The 6,775-nt window shown below is 43.6% G+C and carries 8 protein-coding genes; 1 reads left to right on the forward strand and 7 read right to left on the reverse strand.

All coding sequences use genetic code 11. The annotated features are described in order from the left end of the window. Positions 1-222: hypothetical protein (locus CXF78_RS21405; protein WP_180957075.1), on the forward strand; the 222-nt coding region annotated here is incomplete at its 5' end. Between the two features lie 110 nt (positions 223-332). Here the strand turns inward: CXF78_RS21405 and CXF78_RS06810 are convergent. From CXF78_RS06810 to priA, 7 genes are all read right to left on the reverse strand, one after another. Beyond that, complete coding sequence (locus CXF78_RS06810; protein ID WP_102036349.1) at positions 333-554, reverse strand: hypothetical protein; 222 nt, start codon at positions 552-554, stop codon at positions 333-335. A 127-nt stretch (positions 555-681) separates the two neighbouring features. Beyond that, a complete protein-coding gene (locus tag CXF78_RS06815) occupies positions 682-1,068 on the reverse strand; it encodes a gamma-butyrobetaine hydroxylase family protein (RefSeq protein WP_011639181.1) in 387 nt (128 codons plus the stop codon). 175 nt (positions 1,069-1,243) lie between these two features. Then, complete coding sequence (gene hslU / locus CXF78_RS06820; RefSeq protein WP_011639180.1) at positions 1,244-2,569, reverse strand: HslU--HslV peptidase ATPase subunit; 1,326 nt, start codon at positions 2,567-2,569, stop codon at positions 1,244-1,246. Positions 2,570-2,594: 25 nt separating this feature from the next. Beyond that, the gene (gene hslV / locus CXF78_RS06825) at positions 2,595-3,119 is read right to left on the reverse strand and encodes an ATP-dependent protease subunit HslV (protein WP_011639179.1); all 525 of its coding nucleotides are present in this window, start codon (positions 3,117-3,119) and stop codon (positions 2,595-2,597) included. Between the two features lie 170 nt (positions 3,120-3,289). Beyond that, positions 3,290-3,889: an SPOR domain-containing protein gene (locus CXF78_RS06830; RefSeq protein WP_011639178.1), complete on the reverse strand. Its 600-nt coding sequence runs from the start codon at positions 3,887-3,889 to the stop codon at positions 3,290-3,292. Positions 3,890-3,891: 2 nt separating this feature from the next. Beyond that, entirely contained in the window at positions 3,892-5,637 is a 1,746-nt protein-coding gene (gene argS / locus CXF78_RS06835; protein ID WP_011639177.1) for an arginine--tRNA ligase, read from the reverse strand. A 179-nt stretch (positions 5,638-5,816) separates the two neighbouring features. Next, positions 5,817-6,775: replication restart helicase PriA (priA, locus tag CXF78_RS06840; RefSeq protein ID WP_102036350.1), on the reverse strand; the 959-nt coding region annotated here is incomplete at its 5' end.

Raw genomic sequence — 6,775 nt, forward strand, 5'->3', positions numbered from 1 at the left:
GCCGAAGAACACGAAAATGAAGTCAAAAGCTGGATAAATTTCCGTCGCAATTTTTTCGCTGCTGTTGCTTGGTTAAAAAGCGAAAATGTTGCCGGAACGGCAGGGGTGATCCAAGAGGGGATTGCTGTTGATCCCCTTTTGGCCGGTGCAGGGTGGAACCTTGCGATCTTAATTCAAACGAAGTTTGAAAAATCCGGTGTGGGCGAAGCGCCACGACGTTAGTGGCCGCAGGCCATTGTTAAAAAGAATGAATATTAAATATTCATCGATAATTAACCATACCCATCATTCAAAAATGCCAGCAAAATCGCTGGCATTTGTATTAGAGTCATTTAACGTTTGCGAATGATGACAACATCCTTTTGATGAACGTTATTAACATTAACGGCGCGATATGCCGCGGGTTTAACAACGACCACTTTAGTTACCGTCTTTTTATTAGTAGGCGCTTTTGCGTGTCCATGATGAGCACGTGGGGCACAAGCACTTAAACTGATAATAGCGAATCCGACTAATAACACTTTAATGACAGGAAATTGAATTGACTGTTTCATACACACCTCGGTACGAGTGAAGACTATAACTAAGCATAATCGTTTGAATGTCAATTGCTGATCGCGATGAGTAAAGTTATGCAAATATAGTATTGAAATTAACGACTATCGTTAAAACGTACCGTAATCATGAATACTTAATATTCATCGAAATCAGTGGTTCTCGTGAGCCTTTCTCTGCACGCAATCTGGCTAAATACTGTTGCCATAATTCAGTTTGATTACTGCACAAGTTATGTAGCACCTGCCAAGAATACAAGCCGGTATCATGACCATCATCAAAGGTGATTTTTACTGCATAATGACCAACAGGTTCGAGCGCTTTAATGTTTACGGCTTTCTTATGGGTAACCAATATTGGGTCGCCATGACGTTGTACTTCAGCCGATGGTGAGAAGACTCGGAGCATTTCACAACTGATGTTGTAAGTTTGGTCATTATCAAATGTCACTTCGAGTAACTTAGATTGGCGTTTAAGTTTAATGCCGGTGACGGTAGGCGTTGATTGGGTCATGGGAATACCTATAAAAAAAAGGATTAACGCTAAATCGCAGATTATCATCATACGCGATTTTGCTGTTAATCCTATTGTTGTAACCTGCATTCGTGATGTTTATTCATAAACCAAAAAGTCACGAGACCTCCCATCAATAATAATCAAATGGGAGGGCGCTTGATTCAAATAATGGTTATAAAATAAAGCGGCTTAAATCTTCATCTTGTACCAAGGTATCAAGGTGATCATTGACATATTCAGCGTCAATGACAAATTTAGAACCTGACTTTTCAGAAGCATCGTATGAAATCTCTTCCATCAATTTTTCCATCACGGTATGTAAACGACGTGCACCAATGTTTTCGGTGCGCTCATTCACTTGCCATGCCGCTTCTGCAATGCGTTCAATACCTGACTCTGTAAATTCGATAGTGACGCCTTCGGTGTTCATTAGGGCGACATGTTGCTCAGTAAGTGAGGCAAATGGCTCTGTTAGAATGCGTTTAAAATCAGCTGCGGTAAGGGCGTCTAATTCAACACGAATAGGTAAACGGCCTTGAAGCTCTGGAATTAGATCAGACGGTTTAGACATCTGGAATGCACCAGAAGCAATAAACAAAATGTGGTCGGTTTTAACCATGCCGTGTTTAGTGGAAACTGTGCAGCCTTCGACTAATGGCAGTAAGTCACGTTGCACTCCTTCACGCGATACATCGGGACCTGAGCTTTCACCGCGCTTACAAATTTTGTCGATTTCGTCTAAAAACACAATACCATTTTGCTCAACCAGCTCGATGGCTTGTTCTTTTAAGTCTTCTTGATTGACTAGCTTTGCCGCTTCATCTTCAACCAACTGCTTGTAAGCATCTTTGATTTTAAGCTTTTTACGTTTAGAGGTGCTTTGGCCAAGATTTTGAAATAAGCCTTGTAACTGATTGGTCATTTCTTCCATGCCTGGAGGGGCCATGATTTCAACACCAACTTGAGGCGCAGCAACATCTATTTCAATTTCTTTGTCGTCTAATTGACCTTCGCGCAGCTTTTTACGGAAAACCTGACGGGTAGTCGAGTCATCTTTTTGGTCGGTATCCCAGTCATCTTTTGGCTTAGGCAATAACGCATCTAAAATACGTTCTTCGGCCATTTCTTCGGCGCGATGACGGCATTTTTTCATTTGCTGTTCGCGAGTCATTTTCACTGCTGAGTCGGTTAAATCACGGATGATTTGTTCCACTTCTTTACCGACATAACCTACTTCGGTAAATTTGGTCGCTTCAACTTTGATAAAGGGGGCGTTAGCCAATTTAGCTAAACGACGGGCGATTTCAGTTTTACCAACGCCGGTAGGGCCAATCATTAAAATATTTTTTGGAGTCACTTCATGGCGAAGTTCTGGCTCAAGTTGCATCCGGCGCCAGCGGTTTCGCAATGCAACGGCTACTGAGCGTTTGGCATTTTGTTGGCCAATGATATGTGCATCTAGTTCGTGAACAATTTCACGTGGAGTCATTTCAGACATAACTGTTCCTTTATTAACGCTCGAATTAGTAGTCTAACTTTTCGATAGTTTTGAATTGGTTGGTGAATACGCAAATATCGCCTGCAATCGTCAGTGATTTTTCTGCTATTTCTTCCGCGCTTAACTCAGTATTTTGCAGTAATGCTAAGGCTGATGCATGAGCATAGTTTCCGCCAGAACCAATCGCAATTAAGTCATATTCCGGTTGAACGACGTCGCCATTACCGGTAATAATTAATGATGATTCAGTATCAGCCACAACCAACATAGCTTCGAGCTTACGCAGCATTTTGTCGCTACGCCAATCTTTGGCAAGCTCTACGGCAGATTTTAATAAATGGCCTTGATGCATTTCGAGCTTGGCTTCAAAACGCTCAAAAAGAGTAAATGCATCGGCAGTACCGCCAGCAAAACCGGCTAATACTTTATTGTGGTATAGGCGGCGCACTTTACGTGCATTACCTTTCATCACGGTATTGCCTAGAGACACTTGGCCATCACCAGCGATGACAACTTGATTATTACGGCGTACGGATACGATAGTAGTCACGGTAAATCCTCTTCACTAATACATCAACGGGTCATTAGGGTGAATGCAATTGTTGATTGATAAAATGGATATGGGGACAAAATGACAGATATCAAGCGATGGATAACAAAAAGCCCTGTTACAGAGAACAGGGCTAAAGTGATTTATACAGCAATATCAGACCAGCAGTGTTATTCCCACAACCAAATCAAGCAGCCATTTAAACCTGCGTTCTGCATCTTATGACGATTATGTTCAGCATCGCGCTTGTTAGGATAAGGTCCTAATACCACGCGATACCATACGCCATTGGTACCTTCGCTGCGACGCACTTGTGCCTCTGCACCTTGGAAGGCAATTCTGGCCTTCATTTCATTTGCTTGCGACTCTTGCCTAAACGATCCACATTGCATTTGATAAATGCCACTAGACACTACGCCAGTTTGCGGCAAGTCTATTTCAACTTGCTTGTTTTCAAGCTCTTCCAGATAAGTCCATTCTTCCTGTGGCTTAGGTGGTAGTGCATTAGGATCTTTCTTGATCACTTTTTTTGGTGCTTCTACCGTCGCGGTTGATACCGTTTTCTTTTTGGGTTGTTGAGCTGGCTCTGATACGACGGATGAGTCGGAGCTGCCATTAATGGACCATAAGAAATAACCAAAACCTATGACTAAGGTGAGTATCACAAAAACAGCCAAGTAAGGAAAAGAGCGTTTAGGTGCTTTTTTTCGTTGTGGCGCACGGGCTTTAGCGCCCGCACGAGGTTTGCGATTTGCGTAGTCACGACTCATGATTACATCCGCTCTAGGGTTTCAATGCCAAGCAGCGACAAGCCCGTTTTTAAGGTTTTAGCGGTTAATTGTGCAAGCAATAAACGGCTTTGCTTTTGCGCTTCAGTTTCGGCAGCAAGCACTGGGCAAGCTTCATAGAAACTCGAAAACTCACTCGCTAGTTCATAAAGGTAACCACATAATACATGCGGCAAGCCTTTGTCTGTCATGCGAGTTAACACTTCACCAAATTGCGCCAGTTTAGTACCTAAGTCTTTTTCTTTTTCATGCTCAAGCACAATCTTAGCTTGGCTAAGATCAATATCCGTTGCACGTTTAAAAATACCGGCTACTCGGGTGTAGGCATATAGTAGATAAGGTGCTGTATTACCTTCAAAACTAAGCATTTGCTCAAAACTAAAAATATAATCACTGGTACGGTTCTTGGACAGATCGGCATACTTAACTGAGCTGATACCCACTACGCGAGCAATTTCAGTGAGGGTTGCTTCATCCATATCTGGGTTTTTACTGCGAACCAGCTCAAGTGCGCGAACATCGGCTTCATCCAGCAAATCAACTAATTTAACCACTCCGCCTGAACGGGTTTTAAATGGACGACCATCTTCACCATTCATGGTGCCAAAGCCAGTGTGCTCTAACGACATTTCAGGGCGAACAAATTTAGCGAGTTTGGCAAGGCTAAACACTTGTTGGAAGTGCAGCGCTTGACGTAAATCGACAAAGTACATGGCGCGGTCGGCTTTTAGTACGTTTGAGCGGTAACGCATAGCCGCTAAATCTGAGGTTGCGTATAAATAGCCACCATCTGCTTTTTGAATAATAACCGGTAAAGGCTCGCCTTCTTTATTACGAAATGCTTCTTGGAATACCACTTTAGCGCCATTGCTTTCGCTTAACAGGCCTTGGGCGTCTAAATCTTTAACTACTTGGGCTAAGTCGGCATTGTAGGCACTTTCGCCGTGAACATCTGCGCGGGTTAAGCTAACGCCTAAACGCTTATATACATCATGACAATGGCTTAAAGAGATGTCGTTAAATTCGCGCCATAGCTTATTGCAGTATTCATCACCTGATTGTAATGCGACGACAAGTTGACGGGCACGAGTAGCAAATTCAGTAGACTCATCAAAACGTACTTTAGCCGCACGATAAAAACTTTCTAAGTCAGACAATTCCATTTTGGCTTGTTCGCCATTGGCTGCGCGTAACTCTTCCATTAACGCCAGTAGCATACCAAACTGAGTGCCCCAATCGCCGACGTGGTTTTGGCGAATGACGTTATGGCCTAAATACTCGAGTGCGCGCACGACGCTGTCACCAATGATGGTTGAGCGTAAGTGGCCTACGTGCATTTCTTTGGCTAAGTTTGGCGAAGAATAGTCGACAACGATGGTTTGCTTAGTCGGTAAAGCCACCCCTAAATGGTCGCTGGTCAGCGCTTGTTGTAGTTGATTAGCTAATGCATTGTCATCAATGAAAAAGTTAATAAAACCCGGACCGGCAATTTCTACTTTGGCCACATAAGATGATGCTGGCAAGGTATCAATAATTAGCTGTGCTAATTCGCGTGGGTTCTTTTTAGCTACTTTGGTCAGCATCATTGCAAGGTTAGTCGCTAAGTCACCATGACTTTTATCTTTAGTGCGATCGACCTGAATGCGAGCTTGAAAATCAGCCGGCACAATTCCTTGCTGTTTGAAGGATTCGATGGTTTGTTCTAGTAAAGATTCAATATGTGATTTCATGGGCGTTTGCTTGCACTAATTCGTTAAATGAATGACATGACGGAACCGCATATTTTAGCCGTTTATGGGGGGTGATTGCTATCTGCTTTAACGGAAATATTGGTTTTTTTATGCTGATTATCAACCTAAGCGAAGTTTATGACAGATATAGGGTCCGTTGACTTAGTAAAAATGCAGCTTTACATCAAATCCTGCGGATCTCGATCGATGCTCCAACGGCATCGCTTACTTTCAGGTATTTGTTCAATGAGTGCTAATACGCGTTCGAATTCGGTTTGCAAGCGCTGACGACTTTTAGCTTGCAGTATTAATTGGCGTCGGTATTTTCCTGCTTTACGATCTAGCGGCGCCGGAATTGGGCCAATAATTTCAAAGTCTTTGTCTTGTGGTAGTAGCTCGCTAGTACGCGCTAGAAAAGCATCAGCATCTTCGGCTAAATGTGCTTCTGCACGAATTAGCACCATGTGCCATGCGGGTGGTAATAATGCTTGTTGGCGCTCTTTTAGCTGGCTGCGAGCAAACTCGCCATAACCGCGTTTTAACAGATCACGTAAAATGGGGTTATCACTTTGATGGGTTTGCAGTAGTACTTTACCGGGTTTGTCTGCACGGCCAGCACGACCTGAAACTTGAGTGTATAGCTGCCCAAAACGTTCTGGTGCGCGAAAGTCTGCGCTGAACAATGCGCCATCGACGTCCAATAAGCCAACAAGAGTGACATCGGGAAAATGATGTCCTTTGGCGAGCATTTGGGTGCCGACCAAAATTTTATATTTACCCATGTAAATCCCTTTGAGCTGTTGTTCAAGGGAGCCTTTACGTCTGGTGGTGTCTCGGTCAATGCGGACAACCGGGTATTTGGGAAACAGTTTAATCAATTCTTGTTCTAGTTGTTCAGTACCCAAACCGTGGCCCATTAGCATGGTGCTACCACATTGATGGCATTGGCGCGGGATAGCGTATTGATTGCCGCAGTGATGGCAACAAATCTCGTTTAAGCCTTGATGGACGGTAAAAAAAGCATCACAACGATCGCACTCATGTAAATGGCCGCATTCATGACAAAGCAAGGCCGGAGCAAATCCGCGGCGGTTTAGAAATAGCAGTACCTGATTACCCGCATCAAGGTGCATGCGCA

The organism is Shewanella sp. 11B5 (genome assembly GCF_002836795.1).
In the GTDB taxonomy this organism is placed as follows: Bacteria; Pseudomonadota; Gammaproteobacteria; order Enterobacterales; family Shewanellaceae; genus Shewanella; species Shewanella frigidimarina.

Coding starts and splice junctions, on each gene's coding strand:
- CXF78_RS06815 (WP_011639181.1), bottom strand. CDS start 1,068: ATGACCCAATCAACGCCTACCGTCACCGGCATTAAACTTAAACGCCAA.
- argS (WP_011639177.1), bottom strand. CDS start 5,637: ATGAAATCACATATTGAATCTTTACTAGAACAAACCATCGAATCCTTC.
- CXF78_RS06830 (WP_011639178.1), bottom strand. CDS start 3,889: ATGAGTCGTGACTACGCAAATCGCAAACCTCGTGCGGGCGCTAAAGCC.
- hslU (WP_011639180.1), bottom strand. CDS start 2,569: ATGTCTGAAATGACTCCACGTGAAATTGTTCACGAACTAGATGCACAT.
- CXF78_RS06810 (WP_102036349.1), bottom strand. CDS start 554: ATGAAACAGTCAATTCAATTTCCTGTCATTAAAGTGTTATTAGTCGGA.